9 protein-coding genes are annotated in these 19313 nt (G+C 71.5%); 3 read left to right on the top strand and 6 right to left on the bottom strand.

The features are described from left to right. Positions 1-108: 108 nt before the first annotated feature. Both CRP55_RS01650 and CRP55_RS01645 read right to left on the bottom strand, forming a co-directional pair. Entirely contained in the window at positions 109-2436 is a 2328-nt protein-coding gene (locus CRP55_RS01650; protein WP_097317648.1) for a PrsW family glutamic-type intramembrane protease, read from the bottom strand. A 29-nt stretch (positions 2437-2465) separates the two neighbouring features. Continuing rightward, complete coding sequence (locus CRP55_RS01645) at positions 2466-3617, bottom strand: FUSC family protein (protein ID WP_245922734.1); 1152 nt, start codon at positions 3615-3617, stop codon at positions 2466-2468. Positions 3618-3647: 30 nt separating this feature from the next. On the opposite strand from CRP55_RS01645, the gene CRP55_RS01640 reads away from it, so the two are divergent. After that, positions 3648-4289, top strand: a complete 642-nt coding sequence (locus tag CRP55_RS01640) for an HD domain-containing protein (protein ID WP_097317647.1) — start codon at positions 3648-3650, stop codon at positions 4287-4289. On the opposite strand, the gene CRP55_RS01635 is transcribed toward CRP55_RS01640, so the two are convergent. Further along, positions 4279-4545: a DUF4031 domain-containing protein gene (locus tag CRP55_RS01635; RefSeq protein ID WP_097317646.1), complete on the bottom strand. Its 267-nt coding sequence runs from the start codon at positions 4543-4545 to the stop codon at positions 4279-4281. The genes CRP55_RS01640 and CRP55_RS01635 overlap by 11 nt on opposite strands. Next, positions 4542-6341 carry a glycerol-3-phosphate dehydrogenase/oxidase gene (locus tag CRP55_RS01630; protein ID WP_097317645.1) on the bottom strand — a complete coding sequence of 600 codons (1800 nt, stop codon included), beginning with the start codon at positions 6339-6341 and terminating at the stop codon, positions 4542-4544. Before CRP55_RS01630 ends, CRP55_RS01635 begins: the two co-directional genes overlap by 4 nt. A gap of 129 nt (positions 6342-6470) precedes the next feature. On the opposite strand from CRP55_RS01630, the gene CRP55_RS01625 reads away from it, so the two are divergent. Together CRP55_RS01625 and CRP55_RS01620 are read left to right on the top strand one after the other, a co-directional pair. Continuing rightward, positions 6471-11768, top strand: a complete 5298-nt coding sequence (locus tag CRP55_RS01625) for a beta strand repeat-containing protein (RefSeq protein WP_097317644.1) — start codon at positions 6471-6473, stop codon at positions 11766-11768. A 45-nt stretch (positions 11769-11813) separates the two neighbouring features. Beyond that, positions 11814-16454 carry an Ig-like domain-containing protein gene (locus CRP55_RS01620; protein ID WP_097317643.1) on the top strand — a complete coding sequence of 1547 codons (4641 nt, stop codon included), beginning with the start codon at positions 11814-11816 and terminating at the stop codon, positions 16452-16454. 8 nt (positions 16455-16462) lie between these two features. Here CRP55_RS01620 and groL read toward each other — a convergent pair whose 3' ends face one another. Together groL and CRP55_RS01610 are read right to left on the bottom strand one after the other, a co-directional pair. Then, positions 16463-18085, bottom strand: coding sequence for a chaperonin GroEL (gene groL / locus CRP55_RS01615; protein WP_097317642.1), 1623 nt, complete (start codon positions 18083-18085; stop codon positions 16463-16465). A gap of 267 nt (positions 18086-18352) precedes the next feature. Then, positions 18353-19231 carry a hypothetical protein gene (locus CRP55_RS01610; RefSeq protein WP_097317641.1) on the bottom strand — a complete coding sequence of 293 codons (879 nt, stop codon included), beginning with the start codon at positions 19229-19231 and terminating at the stop codon, positions 18353-18355. Between the last annotated feature and the right edge of the window lie 82 nt (positions 19232-19313).

Here is a 19313-nt window from a genome sequence, read left to right as displayed (position 1 = left end):
CGCCCGCCCTCCCAGGGGGACCCCCACCTTCGAGGAACATCCTCGCAAAACTCGCAAGATCGGGTGTTCGGGCTGTGGACAACCGCAGACTGTGGAAAACCGGCGCCTCTACTGCTGCGTGTGCTCCGGCTTGTCAGGTGACGATTCCGGCGCTTGAGCCGGCTCGGTGGGAACCGGCGCGAACGGGGGCGGGCTCGGATAGCTGTACGGCGTGCTCGGCGCTGGAGACCCCGCCGGCGTCGGCTGGCCGGCTGCCGGCGGCGTGAGATAGCTCGACTGCACGGTCTGCCCGGTCGAATCGGGTTGACCAGTCGCGCCGGACTGGCTGGCCGAGTCGGACCGGGTGGGCGAGTCGGGCTGAGCGAGCGAGTCGCGCTGAGCGGGCTGCGAGCCGGACTGGCTGGGCTCCGATCCGGGGTGACCGGGCGGCGGGCCGTAGGGCTGAGCGCTGTACGGCTGCTGCGCTCCATAAGCCGGCTGCGCGCCCGACGTAGGCGGCTGACCGCCCGAAGACTGCTGGCCATCTGAAGGCTGCTGGCCACCTGAGGGCTGCTGGCCGTTGAAGGGCTGGCCTGAAGGCTGCTGGCTGTAGGAGGGCTGGCCTGAAGGCTCCTGGCCGTAGAAGGGCTGACCCGAAGACTGCTGGCCGTAGGAGGGCTGGCCGCCATAGCCGGGTTGGCCGCTGTAACCCGGCTGCGGCCCATAGCCGGGCTGGCTGCCGCCGTAACCGGGCGAGGCACCGTAACCCGGCTGCGCGCCGTATCCGGGCTGCGCGCCATAACCGGGCTGAGTGCCATACGCGGCCTGCGAGCTCTGACCCGGCTGGGCGCCACCATACGCGGGCTGAGCGCTCTGACCCGGCTGGGCGCCATACGCGGGCTGGGCACCATAACCGGGCTGGGCAGCGGCACCATAGCCAGGCTGGGCAGCGGCACCATGGCCAGGCTGGGCAGCAGCGCCATAACCAGGCTGACCGCCGTAACCAGGCTGGCCACCGGCACCATACCCAGGCTGAGCGCCATAGCCGGCCTGGTAGCCAGGCTGGGCCCCGTACGGCAGGGTTTGCGCGCCATACCCGCCCGGATAAGCCGGCGCGAACACCGGCTGTGGGGCCCGGACCGGGATCGGGACCACCGGCTCGGTGGGGGCGGGGACCGTGCGGGTCACGCCGTCCGGGAAGGTGATCTGGTAGGACTGGCCGTCCCAGAAGGCTCGTGGTGTCGCCGGGTCGCGGCCGGTGAAGACCGCCCGGTATTCCAGGATCTCGGTCAGCAGGCGCTGCTCCTCGGCCGTCGCCTTCTCGATCTCGGCCGGTTTGCGGTCGAGGCCTCTCTGCATGCCGTCGCGGAGCAGGGCCAGCTGGGTGGCCGCGAACTGGAAGCTGCGCATCGCCTTCTGGCCGGTGGCGCCGGACACCCGCCGGGCCCACTGCCGGGCCGAGTAGCGGCGGCCCAGGCTGCCCAGCGCCGCCACCTCGGGTGGGGAGAACCAGCCCGTATGGACGTAGAAGGGCAGGACTCTCTCGGTCAGGCGGCCTTCCCAGCTGCGGAGCGCGATCGCGAACCCCACCACCGCGAAGAAGAACGGCACCATGAAGCCGAGGTAGCCGTACAACATGATCAGGGGTTGGTCGAGGCTCACCGACAGCGTCGGCAGCAGGTTGAACGTGCCGTGCAGGATCATCGCCAGGAGCAGGCCGGCGATGGGGGCGAGCCAGCGGACCCGGCGGTCGCCGGAGCGGGCGGCCAGGCCGAGGCCGATGCCGGTCATCGAGCTGAACAGCGGGTGGGCGAAGCCGGTGAACAGGATGCGGACGATGAAGATCGCGAACAGGTTCTGCAGGCCGGTGGCCGGTCCGTACTGTTCGACGCCGGAGGCGTAGCCGTGGCCGCCCAGGTAGAGGATGTTTTCGACCATGGCGAAGCCCAGGGCGGACAACCCGATGTAGACGATGCCGTCGGTGATGCCGGACCATTCGGAGCGGCGGCGCCAGAAGAGCAGGAACGGGCCGAGCGCCTTCATCGACTCCTCGATGAAGGGGGCGACCAGCACCGCGACCAGCGCCTCGGGCAGGCCCCACTTTTCGAACAGCGACGCCGTCACCGTGTTGACGAACAGGGCCACCGAGGTGGCGATGGCCGCGCCCCACACGAAGCAGAAGGCCAGGTAGCGGATGGGCTCGGGCTCGTAGCGGTCGAGCCACAGGAACGCCGAGACCAGCAGCGGCACCGGCAGCACGGCGGCGGCCAGGCCGACCAGCAGGCTGGTGACGCCGATGTTGTAGCCGAGGTAGAGCAGCAGGCCGATCGCGGCCGCCACCAGGAAAGCGACGACGCCGGCGATGGGCAGCCACCGTCGCCAGCCCGTCCGGGGCTTGCCCGAGGTCACCACGGGCAGGTCGGAGGGCACAGGGGCGCCCGGCGAAAGGTCGGCCATGCCGCCAGCCTAGTCACACCGACAAGCGATCAAGAACGCGAGCGACGGCGACGCGGGCGCAGATGCCAGCCCACCGCCCGGCGTACCAGCCGCGGCGCTTCCGCGTGGTCGACACCGCTGGCGCGAAGCAGGTCGGTGGCGGCCGTACGGATCTGGGCCACGATCACACCGCCGGAGAAGCCCACGCCTTCTTCGTACGCCCGGCCGCACTCCGTCGCCGCCCGCAGCGCCCTCTCCCGGGCCGCCACCGGCTCGACCCCCTTGGCCCATTCCTGTTTGAGCAGCTCCACCGCGTCGCCCAGCAGCCCCACCGAGACCGGCAGGACCGCCGGGATCGGCTCGTCGTCGCCGAGGGCCGTGTCGACCCGGCGGCTGAGCACGCGGACGTTGCGGAGCATGTACGTGACCTGGTCGGCCCCGTCGACGTAGAGCGCCAGCGCTCCCCGGCTGCGCCACCGGGCCGGCGCGAAGGCCACGTTCTCCCGGGCCGCCGCCACCGCCGCCGAGAACGCCGCGAAGGTGCCTTCGGCCGCCCGCAGCCCGGCCAGCGCGTCCCGTACCTCGTCCCGGTCTTTGTCGCCCAGCCCGGCCCCGACCCGGTGCAGACCGTCGGCCAGGGCCTGCAACGCCGGGTCGGCCGCCCGGCGCACGACGCTGAGCGGGTTCAGCGGCAGCAGCAGGGTCATCACGATCAGCCCGATGCCGCCGCCCACCAGGGCGTCGAAGAACCTGGTCCAGGGCAGGCCGGTCGACGAGGTCAGGGTGGCCACCAGCACGGCCGACGAGGCGGACTGCACCACCAGCGGGGTGCCGCCGCCCACGGCCGTCGCGACCAGCACGGCCAGCACCACGATCAGGCCGATCTGCAACGGGCCGCTGCCGATCAGCAGGATCAGCGCGTCGCCGATGCCGATCCCGATGGCGACGCCGAGGACCAGTTCGCTCGTACGCTTGACGCGCTGCCCGACCGACGAGGCCAGGGTGATCACGGCGGCGATGGGCGCGAAGAACGGCGCCGGCCGGCCGATGAGGTCGTGCGCCACGAACCAGGCGAGCCCGGCCGCCACCCCGGCCTGCACGGCGAGCGCGAGCCCGCCGCGCACCCGCCGCAGGCCGGCCCGGAAGCCGGTGCGCGACCGGTCGCCGGCCTTGCTCAGGGTGCCGGAGAAGCTCGAGGTCACGTTCACGACCTTAAAGCCCCGCGTGCCAGGATGGGCGACGTGGAAGATCTCGTGGAGCGGTTCCGGGTGGCAGCGCGCACGGCCGGGGCCACGGCCGCGGACGGCGACCTGGACGCCGCCGGCGCCTACCTGCTGACGCGCTGGTCGGAGCCGCAGCGGCAATATCACACCGTTGCGCACCTGACCGACGTACTCAATGTGATTGATCTTCATGCTTCGTTGTCCCGGCATCCGGAGCGGGTGCGGCTGGCGGCCTGGATGCACGACGCCGTCTACGACCCGCGGGCCTTGGGTGACGCGAACGAGCGGGACAGCGCCGAGTTCGCCGAGGGGCTGCTGACCACGCTCGGGGTGCCCGAGGCGAACGCGGCCGAGGTGGCCCGCCTGGTCGGGCTGACCGCCGGGCACGCCACCGAGGCCGACGACCCGGACGGCGAGCTGCTGTGCGACGCCGACCTGGCCGTCCTGGCCGGCGACGACGAGCAGTACGCGGCGTACACCGCGGCCATCCGCCGGGAGTACGCGCATGTGCCCGACGACGCTTTCAAGGACGGCCGGGCCCAGGTGCTCAAGGCCCTGCTCGAGTTGCCGTCGATCTACCGGCTGGCCCCGCTGCGCGAGCAATGGGAGGCCCGGGCCCGCGCCAACCTGGAGAAAGAGCTCAACGGCTAGCGAGGTGCTTGGGCCGGCGCAGGCCGGCCACGCGCAACCGGGCGGCCAGGTCGCGGGAGGGCAGCAGCGTCGCGCCGAGCCAGATCGCGCTGCGGAAGCGCGTCTCCGGGATGTCGTAGTGGTCCCGGTCGAAGGCCCGCCGCGGCGCGCCCAGCATCTCGGCGAAGGCGTGCAGCTCGGCGTACGAGAGGTCGCTCACCAGGTGTGACCAGAGGCGGCCGCGCGCCGGCCAGAGCGGCTCGTCGACGAGGATCAAAGGTCGATCTGGAGCAGGTCGACCCCGCGGTCGGCGGCGAAGCCGCGGACGTCCGGCGCGCCGACCCGGGCCGCGTCGGCGGCCAGGTCGTCGGGCATCGTCTGTGATTGCCGCTCGGCCGCCACCCGGGCCTGGTAGTGCTCGACCTCGCGCTCGCGCACCGCCTTGTCCCAGCCCAGCACCTCGCCCATGATCTCGGCCGTGTGCTCGGCCGACTCGCTGCCCCGGTGCGGGGTCTCGAACGAGATGCGGGTGCGGCGGGTGAGCACGTCGTCGACGTGCAGCGCCCCCTCGGCCAGGGCCGCGTACGCCACCTCGGCCGCCAGGTATTCAGGCGCGCCCCGCAGCGGGACGGCCAGCGACGGGTCGGCCTTCATCATGGCCAGCAGGTGCACCGTCATCGACCCGTACCGCTCGAGGAGATGCTCGACCACCCCGGCCGGCACGCCGTGCCGGCGGGCGATGTCATGCCGGTCGCGCCACGCCGCCGCGTAGCCGTCGGCGCCCAGCAGCGGCAGGTCGGCGGTGGACGACGCGCGGGCCGAGCCGCCGAGGCGGCGGACCGCCCGATCGATGACGTCGGCCGCCATCACCCGGTACGTCGTGTATTTGCCGCCGGCCACCAGCATCAGCCCGAGCATCGGCTCGATGACGGCGTGCTCGCGGGACAGCTTGGACGTCGACTCGGCCTCGCCGGAGAGCAGGGGGCGCAGGCCCGCGTACACGCCCTCGATGTCGTCGGTGGTCAGCGGCCGGTCGAGGACCGTGTTGACCTGGTCGAGGATGTACCGGATGTCGCGGGCCGAGGCGGCCGGGTGCGACCGGTCGAGCTTCCAGTCGGTGTCGGTGGTTCCGATGATCCAGTGGCCGCCCCACGGGATGACGAACAGCACCGAGGTGGGCGTGCGCAGGATCAGGCCGACCTCGCCGGTGATGGCCGAGCGCGGCACCACCAGGTGGACGCCTTTGGAGGCGCGGACCCGCAGGCCGGGGCGGACGCCGACGTCGCTGAGCATCTGCGACATGTCGTCGCTCCAGACGCCGGTGGCGGCGACCACCGTGCGGGCGCGGACCTCGAACTCGGGCTCGTCGGGCGCCTCGAGGTCGCGGACGCGGACGCCGACCACCTCGCGGGCCTCGCGCAGGAAGCCCACCACGCGGGCGCTGGTCACGACGGCCGCCCCCATGCTGGCCGCCGTGCGGGCCAGGGTGACCACCAGGCGGGCGTCGTCGACCTGGCCGTCGTAGTAGCGGATGGCGCCGCTGAGCGTGTCGGCCCGCAGGCTCGGGAACAGGTGGCGCGCGCCGTCGCGGCTCAGATGGCGGTGCAGCGGCATGCCGCGGCCGGTGCCGAAGAGCCCGGCGAACACGTCGTACGCGGCCACGCCGAGCCCGTAGTAGGCACGGCGGCCGACCCGCGCGACCGGGTTGCCGGCCGGCAGCGGCACCATGATCGGCACCGGGCGGACCAGGTGGGGCGCGAGCCGGGTGGAGAGCAGCCCGCGCTCGGTCAGCGCCTCGTGCACCAGGTGCAGCTCGAGCTGCTCCAGGTAGCGCAGACCGCCGTGTATCAGCTTGCTGGACCGGCTGGACGTGCCGGCCGCGAGGTCACGGGCCTCGACCAGGGCGACCTTGAGCCCGCGGGAGGCGGCGTCGAGGGCCGCGCCGGCGCCGGTGACCCCGCCGCCGATGACCAGGACGTCGAACTGCTCGTCGCGGAGGCGCCGCAGATCGGCGACCCGGCGGATCGGGGAGAGCCGGCCGGCCGTGTACCGAGAGACGGAGGGATCGCGCACGACTCCCACGGTAGCGCTCGCTACCGAAGTGGCTCCCCGCTGCACCCGATCCGCACTCGCTGATTCCTAGCTTCAGTTCAGGCCCGGACCGCAGGAGTCCGCCGCCGCCGAATCACGACGGGGTCCCGCATGCACCGAGCCGTTCTACGTTCCCGGCCGTACCGGGCGCTTGTCCTGGTGGTGGTGGTCGCCGTGGCCCTGACGGTCGCGGTGACCCTGGTCGGCGGCAAGGCCGACGCCGCGATCACCACCGATTTCAAGGCCCGGTTCTCGGCCAACGTCAACGGCTCGATCATCCTGCGCGGCAACACCAACATGCTGTGCCCGGTCTCCACCGCCTGCACGGCGGCCCAGGCCGGCGCCTACACCGGCACCGACAAGGGTGTGCTGAACAACAACAACTACGTCATGGAGTACGCCGACGCGGACAGCGATCCGGACACGTTCAACCTCAGCACGACGAAGATCACCCTGCCCACCGGTGGCAGCAAGGTGCTCTTCGCCGGCCTCTACTGGGGCGCCGACACCAGCGCCGGCTCCGGCGGTCAGGGCGCGAAGACCCCGGGCGACAAGGGCAAGGTCATTTTCCGTACGCCCGTGAGCGCGGCCTGGCAGACGGTGACCGCCACACAGGTCTTCACCAACGCGACGAACTCGGCCTACCAGGGCTTCGCCGACGTCACGGCGCTGGTGTCGGGCGCCGGCGACGGCGACTTCTCGGTGGCCAACATCCAGGCCGGCACCGGCAAGGACCGTTATGCCGGCTGGTCGCTCGTGCTGGCGTACCAGAATCCGAACGAGGCCATGCACAGCCTGCGCGTCTTCGACGGCTTCGGCGTGGTGACCAGCAACGACACCAGCGTCAACATTCCCGTCACAGGCTTCCAGACCCCGGACCTGGGCGCCGTCAACGCCAAGATCGGCACGGTCGTGTACGAGGGTGACCTCGGCCTCGAGGGCGACAACCTGAAGCTGAACGACGTAGCCGTCAGCGACGCGGCCAACCCCGCCACCAACTTCTTCAACAGCACCGTGAGCGAGAACGGCACGCTGCTCAACAGCGGCCGCTCACCGGGCAACCGCAACCTGATGGGCGTCGACGTCGACCAGTTCGACGCCTCGGGCAAGCTGGCCAACAAGGCGACCACCGCCAAGCTGACGTTGACCACCGGCGGCGAGACCTTCTACCCCGGAGTGGTCACCTTCACCACCGACCTGTTCGCCCCCGACCTGGTCACGACCGTCAAGGGCACCGACTCCAACGGCGGCGACCTGCTGCCCGGCGACGAGATCGAGTACCGGATCGACGTGAAGAACAACGGCAGCGACCCCGCCGACAACACCGTGATCAGCAACGCGATCCCGACGCACACCACCTACGTGCCCGGCTCGATGACGGTCGAGGGCAGCCCGGTCGCGGACAGCGGCGCCACGCCCACCTGGAACCTCGGCTCGATCACGAACGGCAGCCCGACCTGGGTGACCTTCCGCGTGAAGGTCGACAACGACACCCCGGCCGGCTACGTGGTCACCGACGTGGCCAGTTCGTCGCTCAAGGCCCACTTCACCAACATGGACGTCGACGGGGTGCCCGCCACCGACAGCATGACCGTGCAGCAGCCGCACGCCGACCTGGCCGCCACGCTGACCGTCTCCCCCGCGACCGTGCAGCGGGCCGCCGCGCCGAACGCGGTCACGTACACCGCCGTGGTCACCAACAAGGGCTCCGACCTGGAGCCGGCGGCCACCGCGAAGCTGACCCTGCCGGCCGGTGTCACCGCCGGCACGCTCCCGTCCGGCTGTTCGGTCGCGGGCCAGGTCGTCACCTGCCCGGCCGGCGCTCTGGTCGCCTCCAGCCAGGCCGTTCTGACCATCCCGGCCACCGTCGCCGGCAACGCCGCCCGCTCGGCTCTGGCCACTCTGGACGTGTCCGGCACCGGCCTGGACTCTGTCGCCGGCAACAACAGCGTCACCGCCACGCTCACCGTCAACACCGCTCCCAAGGCCGTCGCCGACACCGCGATCACCACCAACGGCGTGCCGGTGAGGGTCGACGTGCGGGCCAACGACAGCGACACCGAGGACGCCGCGTCCGCTCTGAAGGTGACGATCGGCGCCGGGCCCGCGCACGGCTCGGCGGTCGTCGAGCCCGACGGCCGGATCGCCTACACCCCGGTCCTGGGCTGGGCCGGCGCCGACACCGTCACCTACGTCGTGACCGACTCCGACGGCGGCACCGCCACGGGCACCGTCACCGTGACCACCGCCAACGCGGCCCCGGTGGCCACCGACGACGTGGTCGCCACCGCCTCCGGCACCAAGGCCGACATCTCGCCGCTGGCCAACGACTCCGACCCCAACAGCGACCCGATCCACGTCGACTCGATCACGCAGCCGCAGGCCGGCGCGGGCACGGCCACGCTCGACGGCGACGTCGTCACCTACGTGCCGCCGGCCGGGTACAAGGGCACCGCCACCTTCACGTACACGGTCGAGGACAGCGCCGGCAAGCAGACCGTCGGGCAGATCCGCGTCACCGTGGGCAACGCCGCGCCGGTCGCCGCGCCCGACCACGCCGGCGCCGCGTACGCCGGGACCGTGACCGTCGACGTGCTCGCCAACGACACCGACGGCAACAACGACACCCTGAGCCTCGACTCGGTCGGCCCGCCCGACCACGGCACCGCCACGATCAGCGGCGGCAAGATCGTCTACAAGGCGCCGGGCGGCTTCTCCGGCGACGCCACGTTCTCGTACAAGGTCACCGACGGGACCGACACCGCGACCGGCACGGTCACCGTGACCGTCGCCAACGCCCTGCCCGTCGCGGCCGGCGAGACCGTGACCACGCCGTACGGCACGGCCGTGGTGGTCGACGTGCTGGCCGACGCCAAGGACCCGAACGTCGCCGACTCGCTGCGCGTCAGCGGGCTGACCACGCCGGCCGACGGCACCGCCGTGCTCGGCGCCAACGGCAAGATCACGTACACCCCGAAGGCGGGCTTCTCCGGCACCGACAGCTTCGACTACACGATCACCGACGACCAGGGCGGCTTCGACACCGCGACCGTCAAGGTCACCGTGGCCAACGGCGTGCCCGTGGCCAAGCCCGACTCGGTCACCGTCCCGGCCAACACCGTGGCCACGATCGACGTGCTGGCCAACGACGCCGACCCGAACGGCGACCCGCTGACCGTCACGGTCGACGTCGCCCCGGGGCACGGCACGGTGACCGTCGGCGCCGACGGCACGATCACCTACACGCCGGCCGACGGCTACCGCGGCACCGACTCGTTCCACTACACCGTCACCGACGGCAAGGGCGGCACGGCCGGCGCCACCGTCACCCTGGGCGTGGTCAACACCGCGCCGACCGCCCTCGACGACGCGGCCACCACCGACACCGACACCGCCGTGACGGTGCACCCGCTGGCCAACGACTCCGACCAGAACGGCGACGACATCCAGCTCACCGCCGTCACCACGCCGGCGCACGGCACCGCCGTGCTGGCCGCCGACGGCACTGTCGCCTATACCCCGGCCGCCGGCTTCCACGGCACCGACACGTTCACCTACTCGATCACCGACGCGTTCGGGAAGACGGCCTCGGCGCTGGTCACCATCACCGTGCGCAACGCGGCCCCGATCGCCGTGGCCGACCAGTTCGTCGTGCACCCCAGCACCACCGCCACGCTCGACGTGCTGGCCAACGACGTCGACCCGAACACCGGGCAGAAGCTCACCATCGCCTCGGTGACGCAGCCGGCCAAGGGCGTCGTCACGATCACCGCCGACGGCCGGGTCACCTATCGGCCGAACGCCATGACCAGCGGCACCGACACGTTCGACTACGTGGTCACCGACGACCTGGGCCGCACCGACACGGCCAAGGTCACAATCACCATCGACGCCGCGCCGACGGCGGTGGCCGACACGGCCACGACCACCACCGGCAAGGCCGTGGACATCGCGGTGACCGTCAACGACACCGACCCGGGATCGGCGCTGACCCTGGTCTCGGCCGGCGCCCCGGCTCACGGCACGGCGACGATCGTCGGCGGCAAGATCCGCTACACCCCGGCCGCCGGATACACCGGCACCGACACCTTCACGTACGTGATCAAGGACGCCGCCGGCAGCACCGCCACCGGGACGGTGACCGTCTCGGTCGGCAACGCCGCCCCGGTGGCCACCGGCGACGCGGCCGCCGTGCTCACCGGCAAGCACGTCGACGTGGACGTGCTGGCCAACGACACCGACGCCAACCCGGGCCAGAAACTGACCGTCATCGCGGCCGGCACCCCGGCCCACGGCACCGCGGCCATCGTCGACGGCAAGATCCGCTACACCCCGGCCGCCGGATACACCGGCACCGACACCTTCAAGTACACGATCAGCGACGGCAACGGCGGCACCGCCCAGGCGGCCGTCACCATCACGGTCAGCGACGGCTCACCCGTCGCGGTGGCCGACAAGCGCACCACCGCCTATCAGCAGCCCGTGGCCGTCGCCGTGCTGGCCAACGACCTCGACCCGGCCGGCACGCTCGGCCTGACCAGCGTGACCACGCCCGACCACGGCACCGCGAAGATCAGCGCCGGCAAGGTCGTCTACACCCCGCCGTCCGGCTTCTCCGGCGTCGCGACCTTCGGCTACACCGCCACCGACGGCGACGGGAACACCACCAGCACCACGGTGACGATCACGGTCGGCGCACCTCCGGTCGTCCCGAACCGGCAGCTCACCGCCAAGGCGGGCGCCCCGGTGCGGATCGTCATGCCGGCCACCGACGAGGCGGGCGATCCGATCACCGTCCTCTCGATCGGCAAGCCGAAGCACGGCACGGCCACGCTGAACAACGACGGCACCGTCACCTACACGGCGACGGCCGGCTGGTCGGGCACGGACAGCTTCACCTACCAGGCCGCCGACGCGGCCGGCAACCAGGCCGCGGGCACGATCAGCATCACCGTGGCCGGGGTCAACACCAAGCCGGTGGCCAAGAACGACGCGGTCACGGTGAACGCGGGCGACTCCGTGGTGATCCACCCGCTGGCGAACGACAAGGACGCCAACCAGGACAAGCTGCACATCACCAAGATCGGCCGCGCGCGGCACGGCACGCCGGTGCTCAACAAGGACGGCTCGGTCACGTACGCGCCGTACGAGAGCTACGCCGGTGGGGTGGACTCGTTCACCTACACGGTCAGCGACGGGCACGGCGGGGTCGCCACCGCGATCGTCACGGTCACGGTGAACGCGCCGGCCTCCGGCGCCGGCGACGGCAACCTGGCCAAGACCGGCCTGGACATCGTCTCGATGGTCACCGCGGGCGGCGCCATCGTCCTGGTGGGCGGCTTCCTGCTGATGGCCGGCCAGACCAACGGCCCCGGACGGCACCGCCCGGGACGTCACCGGATGTCCTAGCTCATTCCGGTCACGCTGGGCGCTTCGCGCGCCTAGCGTGACCTGGTGCGCGGACCGGCTCTTCTCCTCGCCATCGCGGTCACTCTGGCCACACTGGTCACCGGGCGGGCCGACGCGGCGATCTCGGACCAGTTCACGAGCCGGTTCGACGTCAACGCGAACGGCGCCATCATGTTGCGCGGCAACAGCAATCTGACCTGCTCGCCGCTCGTGCTCACTTGCGCGTCGGCCCGGAACGGGGGCGGGCCCGGCGTCACGGGCAACCTGCTGAACAACAACTCCTACGCCATGGTCAACACGGACGCCGACGGTGATCCCGTATCGACGTTCAACGACAGCAGCTCGACCGTGACCCTCCCGCCGGGAAGCTCCGTTCTCTTCGCCGGCCTCTACTGGGGCGCCCTGACCGACATGGACGTCGGCGTCCTTCCCGCACCTTCGCCGGGCGACAAGAACAAAGTCCGATTCCGCACGCCGGGCGCCACGTCCTGGAATGCGATCACCGCCGACGACGTGTACACCACCAGCAACTCGGCTTACGAAGGCTTCGCCGACGTGACCGCGCTGGTCGCCGGCGGCGGCAACGGGGTGTACTCGGTGGCCAACATCCAGGCCGCCACCGGCACCGGTACGTACGCGGGCTGGGCCCTGATCATCGCGTACGGAAACGCCGCCGAGGCCCTCCGCAGCCTGCGCGTCTACGACGGTTTCGGCTCGGTCACCAACACCGACGTGGACATCCCGCTGACGGGCTTCGAGACCCCGCACTCGGGAACCGTGCACACCGAGGTGGGGGCTGTCGCGTTCGAGGGCGATCTGGGCACCACGGGCGACAGCCTGAAGATCGACGGGCAGACGCTGAGCGACGCCGCGAACCCGCCCAGCCCGGTCAATATCTTCAACAGCACGGTCAGCGAGGACGGCGCGATCGTCGGCGGCCGGGACCCCAGCTACCGCAATCTGCTCGGGGTCGACATCGACCAGTTCGACGCGAGCGGGAAGCTCGGGCACGGCGTCACCCAGGCCAAGCTGACCATGTCCACGACCGGCGACGTCTACTATCCGGGCGTTCTCACGGTCGCCATCGACCTCTACGCCCCCAAGATCACCACAACCATGACCGGCACCGACGTCAACGGCGGCGACCTGGTGCCGGGCGACGAGATCGAATATCGGATCGTCGTCCGCAACGAGGGCAGCGACACGGCCGACGGCGTGCACCTCTCCGACGCGATCCCGACCTACACGACGTATGTGAGCGGCGGTCAGTACTCGGCCGGCGCCGTCACCTTCGACCTCGGCAGCATCCCCTATCTCGGCACCACCACTGTCACCTTCCGGGTGAAGGTCGCGCTCGACACCCCGGCCCTCTACGCGATCGCCAACATGGTCAACGTCACCTACACCGGGCGGACCACCAACGTGAACGTCGCCGCCGTCGGCGGCACCCTGGCCACGACGGTCCAACAGCCCCGGAACGACCTGTCGGCCGGCCTGGCCGTCAGCCCGGCCGACGTGCAGCGCGCCGCCGCCCCGAACCCGATCGCCTACACCGCCACGGTCACCAACCTGGGCCCCGATCCCGAACCCGCGGCCCGGGTCGAGCTCACCCTGCCGCCCGGGGTCACCCAGGGCACCCTGCCGGCCGGCTGCACCGTCGCCGCCCCGGTCGTCAGCTGCCCGGCCGGGCAGCTGGTCAGCGGCAGCAAGGCCACCGTGACCATCCCGGCCACCGCCTCGGCCGGCGCCGCCACCGCCGCGATGGCCACCCTGCGCGTCTCCGGCAGCGGACGGGACAGCAACGCGGCCAACGACACCGCCACGGCCACGCTGCGGGTCAACTCGCCGCCGGTCGCCGTGGCCGACACGGCCACCACCGCCCACGCCACGCCGGTCACCTTCGCGGTCCGCGACAACGACACCGACCCCGAGGACCCGAACACCGGCTTCACCGTCACGATCGTCACCCCGCCCGCGCACGGCAGCGCGGTGGTGCTGGCCGACTACACCGTCCGCTACACCCCGGTCACCGGCTGGGCCGGCCCCGACCCGTTCACGTACGCGATCACCGACGGCCACGGCGGCACCGCGACCGGCACGGCCACCGTGACCACGGCCAACGCTCCGCCGGTGGCCAACGTCGACGTGGTCGGGACCCCGCCCGACACGCTCGTGACCCTGCTCGTGCTGGCCAACGACACCGACCCCAACCCGGGCGACACGCTGCACGTCACCAGCCTGGGCACGGTCTCGCCGGCCTCGGCCGGCGTCCTGAGCCGGGCCGGCGACCTGGTCAGCTTCCAGCCGGCGAACGGCTTCTCGGGCCGGGCGTCGTTTACGTACACCGCCGACGACGGCCACGGCGGCCAGGCGACCGGCCAGGTCTACGTCGACGTGCAGAACGCCGCCCCGACCGCGGCCGACGACGTGGCCACGACCGCGTACCTCACCGGCGTCCTGATCAACGTGCTCGGCAACGACCGGGACCCCAACCTCGGCGACACGATCAGCATCTCGGCGGTCGGCACGCCCAGCACGGGCACCGCGGCCGCCGAGCCGGGCGGCATCCGCTACCAGCCGCCGGCCGGCTTCTCCGGTGTCGCCACGTTCCGCTACGACATCCGCGACAACGGCGGCCTGACCTCGTACGCCACGGTCACCGTGACCGTGGGCAACGCCCAGCCGGCCGCGGCCAACCGGGCCGCCACCACCGCGTACGGCACGGCCGCGGTGATCAACGTGCTCTCCTACGCCACCGACCCCAACCCCACCGACACGCTGAGCGTCACCGGCACCACCGACCCGGCGTACGGCTCGGTCGCGCGCAACCTCAACGGCACGCTCACCTACACCCCGGACGTCCGTTTCTCGGGCACCGACTTCTTCGACTACACGATCGGTGACGGCCACGGCGGAACGGCCACGGCCCGGGTCACGGTGACGGTGGCGAACGGCGTGCCGGTGGCCCGGGCCGACTCGGTCACCGTGCGCACCAACCTGCCCGAGGTCATCGACGTGCTCGCCAACGACGACGAGGACCCGAACGGCACCCCCCTGATCATCACGGTCAGCGCGGCTCCGGCCCACGGCACGGCCGCTGTCGGCCCCGGCAACAAGATCACTTACACGCCCGGGGCCGGCTTCCACGGCACCGACGCGTTCGACTACACGCTCAGCGACGGCCTGGACACCTCGACCGCGACCGTGACGGTCGGCGTGGTCAACTCGCCGCCGATCGCCCGCCCCGAGTCGGTCGCCACCGACACCGACACCCCGGTGATCATCGAGGTGCTGGCCAACGACGAGGATCCCAACGGCGACGCCCTGAGCCTGTCCGGCTTCACCGCGGCCGCGCACGGCACGGTGGACCGCGACTCCGACGACACGGTGGTCTACACGCCGTCCGCCGGCTTCTACGGCATCGACGCCTTCACCTACACGATCGAGGACACCGGCCGCCTGGCCGTCTCGGCCACCGTCACGATCACCGTGCGCAACGCGGCCCCGATCGCCGAGGACGATGCCTTCGTGGTCCGCCCGGAGATCGTCACGGAGGTGGACGTGCTGGCCAACGACCACGACCCCAACATCGGGCAACCGCTCGCGGTGTCGTCGGTCGGCCCGGCTGCCGAGGGCACCGCGGCGCTGACCGCGGACGGCACGGTGACCTATCGGGCGGACGCCGATTCGCCGGGCACGGACACCTTCACCTACGTCCTCACCGACGACTGGGGCCGCACCGGCACGGCCACCGTGCACATCGCCGTCGACTGGCCGCCGCTGGCAGTGGACGACGAGGTCACGACGCCGTCGCGCACGCCGATCGAGATTCCCGTGCTGGCCAACGACACCGACCCCGAGGGCCAACCGCTGACCGTCACCTCGGTCGGCGCGCCTTCGCGCGGCACCGCCACGATCCTCCCGGCGGGCTCGATCCGCTATCTGCCCCAGGGGAGCTCGGCCCAGATCGAGACCTTCGCTTATGCCGTACGGGACCAGGCCGGCAACACCGCAAGCGCCCAGATCACCGTCCACGTGGACCAGGCCGTCGTCCCGCCACCGGCCCCGACCACGGTTCCCCCCGCATCCCCGAGCCCCACCACGACCCCGACCCCGACCACCAGCCCCACCGCGACCACGAACCCCACCACGACCACCAGCCCCGGCAGCCCCACGGCGAGCACCAGCCCCACCGCGACCGCACGCCCGACCGCTACGAGCCCTTCCCCGCCCTCGCCGAGCCCTTACCAGCCTGTGGTGCCCGACAAGGTGGCCGCCGCCGCGCCGGGCCGCCCGATCGGCATCCCCCTACCCGCCACCGACAGGAACGGCCGCCCGGTCACCGTCCAGTCGGTCGGCAAGCCCGCACACGGCACGGCCGTCCTCAACGCCGACGGCACCGTCACCTACACCCCGCCCCCGGGCTTCACCGGCGTCGACAGCTTCACCTACGAGGTGATCGACGCGAACGGCAACATAGCCACGGCGACCATCACCGTGACCGTGGGTAAGCCCGACCAGCTCCCCGGCCCGGGCATTCTGCCGCTGCCGGCGACCGGCGACAACGTCCTGGCCATGATCGCCGCCGGAGCCGTCACCCTCACGATCGGCGGCGTCCTGCTCTGGCTCGGAAAGCCTCCGGGAAAGCAGAAAGGCGGGCCCGCCGAAGCGGACCCGCCCATCTAAGACTGGACTCAGAAGTCCATGTCACCGCCGCCCGGGGCGCCGGCCGGAGCCGGGTTCTTCTCGGGCTTGTCGGCCACGACGGCCTCGGTGGTGAGGAACAGCGCGGCGATCGACGCGGCGTTCTGCAGCGCCGAGCGGGTGACCTTGGCCGGGTCGATGATGCCCGCGGCCAGCAGGTCGACGTACTCGCCGGTCGCGGCGTTCAGGCCGTGACCCGCCTCGATGTTGCGCACCTTCTCGACCACGACGCCGCCCTCGAGGCCGGCGTTCACGGCGATCTGACGCAGCGGGGCGTCGAGCGCGAGCTTGACGATCTGCGCGCCGGTCGCCTCGTCGCCGACCAGGTCGAGCTTGTCGAACGCGGTCTTGCCGGCCTGCACCAGGGCGACGCCACCACCGGGCACGATGCCCTCCTCGACGGCCGCCTTCGCGTTGCGAACGGCGTCCTCGATGCGGTGCTTGCGCTCCTTGAGCTCGACCTCGGTGGCCGCGCCGACCTTGATGACCGCAACGCCGCCGGCCAGCTTGGCCAGGCGCTCCTGCAGCTTCTCACGGTCGTAGTCGGAGTCCGACTTCTCGATCTCGGCGCGGATCTGGTTGACCCGGCCCTGGATCTGCTCGGCGTCGCCGCCGCCGTCGACGACGGTGGTCTCGTCCTTGGTGATGACGATCTTGCGGGCGGTGCCCAGCAGGCTCAGGTCGGCGCCGTCGAGCTTGAGGCCGACCTCCTCGCTGATGACCGCGCCACCGGTGAGGATGGCGATGTCCTCGAGCATGGCCTTGCGGCGGTCACCGAAGCCCGGGGCCTTGACGGCGACGGACTTGAAGGTGCCGCGCACCTTGTTGACGACCAGGGTGGCCAGGGCCTCGCCCTCGACGTCCTCGGCGATGATGACCAGCGGCTTGCCGCCCTGCATGACCTTCTCGAGGATCGGGAGCAGGTCCTTCACCGCGGAGATCTTGCTGTTGGCGATCAGGATGTACGGGTCGTCGAAGACGGCCTCCATACGCTCAGCGTCGGTCATGAAGTAGGCCGAGACGTAGCCCTTGTCGAAGCGCATGCCCTCGGTGAGCTCGAGCTCGAGACCGAAGGTGTTGCTCTCCTCGACGGTGATGACGCCTTCCTTGCCGACCTTGTCCATGGCCTCGGCGATGATCTCGCCGACCGTGGTGTCGCCGGCCGAGATGGAGGCGGTGGAGGCGATCTGCTCCTTGGTCTCCACGTCCTTGGCCAGCTGCTGCAGGCCCTCGGAGACGCTGGCCACAGCGGCCTCGATGCCCCGCTTCAGGGCCATCGGGTTGGCGCCCGCGGCAACGTTGCGCAGACCCTCACGGACCAGCGCCTGGGCCAGGACGGTCGCCGTCGTCGTGCCGTCACCGGCAACGTCGTCGGTCTTCTTGGCGACCTCCTTGACCAGCTCGGCGCCGATCTTCTCGAAGGTGTCCTCGAGCTCGATCTCCTTGGCGATCGACACACCATCGTTGGTGATGGTGGGAGCGCCCCACTTCTTCTCGAGCACGACGTTGCGGCCCTTGGGGCCGAGCGTCACCTTTACGGCGTCGGCGAGCTGGTTCATGCCCCGCTCGAGGCCGCGACGAGCTTCCTCGTCGAATGCGATGATCTTGGCCATACGGCTTTGTCCTCCTGGACATACGCGGTGCCGGGCCTCGTCGGCCCCGCCCGTTGCGGAACTCTGCGGACGTCACCACCTGGCGTCGTGACGTCCTCAGGCCGAGCCGGATAGCCCGCGACGACCGGCCCCGTGCCCCGGCGCCGATGGCGACACCGTGACCGAGACCCCACCGTCCCGACCTGCTGGCACTCACCGCTAGCGAGTGCCAATGACTTGTTTAGCACTCTCAGGTGGCGAGTGCAAGGAAACTCCGGGCTGCCTAAGTCAGTCTTCAGGCACGTTCAGCTCAGCGCGCAACGACCGGCTGGTCACCGGTCCTTCCGAGCGACGACCTTGGGCGTACGCCACGAGCGCCGCGACCGCCCACACCTGGACCGTGACCACTCCGACGACGGTCGCCGCGAGGCCGCCGAACACCTCGTCCGCCACCAGCGGAAGACCCGACGCCGCCCCCGAGACGGCCACCATCCCCAGCGCCGGCCCCCGCCCCAGCAGGTGTGCCGCCCGCCGAATCCCATGACCGCGTTCGATCAGCACCACGCACCCGAACACCCCGGCCAGGGCCAGCACCGCGGTCGAGGCCACCACGGCCACGGCGGCATGAGCGACCAGTGACAGCCCACCCGACACCAGCCCCACCGCCGCGAACCAGATCCAGAGACCCCGCAGCCGGTACGCCACCGCTGCCCACACCTGACGCAGCCCCGGCCGCACCCCGTCGGCCGCGGACGGAACGGCCACCCCGACCGCCGCCGCCAGGCAGATGACGAAGGGCAGCGCCGACACCGTCAGATAGGCCAGCCACATGGTCGGCAGCAACAGCAGCCCGAAGCCACCGGCCAGATCGAAGAGCGCCGGCGCCGCGATCACCGTGTCGTCCAGCCGCCCGACGAAGAAGTGCATGGGCAGCGCGGCCAGAGCCATCCCCGGCACCAGCCGGGCCCCGTCGCGCCCCAGCACCGCCACGACCCGCCCGGCCCAGTGCCGCGTTCCGGGCCCCGGCACGAGCGGATCCCCCGGAATCACCGTTTCGGGTATGCCCCCACGCGGCAGCTCGGCCGTCCTCGACTCCGGATCGAAGGGGTCCGCAGCCGCCACCACCGGCGCTTCGACCACGTGCAGAGGGCCCTCGACCTGATCCATCGAAACACCTTGCCCCAGCACCCACCGACCCCGCCACCCGGGCGCACCCGGTCCGATTACCGCCAACAGGTTGCCGCGGGGA

Source organism: Paractinoplanes atraurantiacus, assembly GCF_900215205.1.
GTDB classification, from domain to species: Bacteria; Actinomycetota; Actinomycetes; order Mycobacteriales; family Micromonosporaceae; genus Actinoplanes; species Actinoplanes atraurantiacus.
The sequence above is the reverse complement of the archived record's forward strand: the minus strand, read 5'-3'. Positions and strand labels throughout refer to the sequence as shown.